We start from the raw sequence: 569 nt of genomic DNA, 5'->3' as shown, positions 1-569 counted from the left end.
TTCTAGCCGCGAGACAAACCTAGTCGCCCCGGGCTCGTTATTTTGCAGACGCTGCTTCAGAATTTGATGAAGTGCGAAGGCGATTCGCTCGATCGTGTCATCTGACAAATTCAAACTCGAGCGTTTTGACATGGCAAATTGAGTCTGGTCGATCGCTTGCTTGATTGCCTCTCGACGCTGATCCAAATCATCCGACTCGATCTTGTCTCGCAGTTCACTCGGGATCGTTTCTCGCCACACCGAATAAACCTGCATCGTTCGCAGCAACACATCTGCATTGGACTGTGCCTGAACTTTTTCCGCGGTCTCACGAATCTGCTGCTGTTGGTGTCCCTCGAGACGGGTGAAGCGTTTCCAGTTTGAATCCAGTTGCGAACGTTGGACCAAGGATAACGTTTCAATAAACCCTTCGCGTTCGGAAAGATCAACGTTCGACACGATTGGCTCTGGCGGCGATAAATCACCGATGTCCTTCATCGCAGCCACCATATTGGTCCACGATTCATTGAGCGTTAAATCACGCATCAATTGCAAGTCACTGCCGTAATAATAGGCGTCGATATTTTCGG

General features: G+C 49.7%; 1 protein-coding gene. It reads right to left on the bottom strand.

Annotation, left to right across the window (positions count from 1 at the left end; all coding sequences use genetic code 11):
- Positions 1–569, bottom strand: a 569-nt coding sequence (locus RMSM_RS41030; RefSeq protein WP_008699205.1) for a hypothetical protein, incomplete at both ends; no start/stop codon positions are given.

The organism is Rhodopirellula maiorica SM1, assembly GCF_000346295.1.
GTDB lineage: Bacteria > Planctomycetota > Planctomycetia > Pirellulales > Pirellulaceae > Novipirellula > Novipirellula maiorica.
The sequence above is the reverse complement of the archived record's forward strand: the minus strand, read 5'-3'. Positions and strand labels throughout refer to the sequence as shown.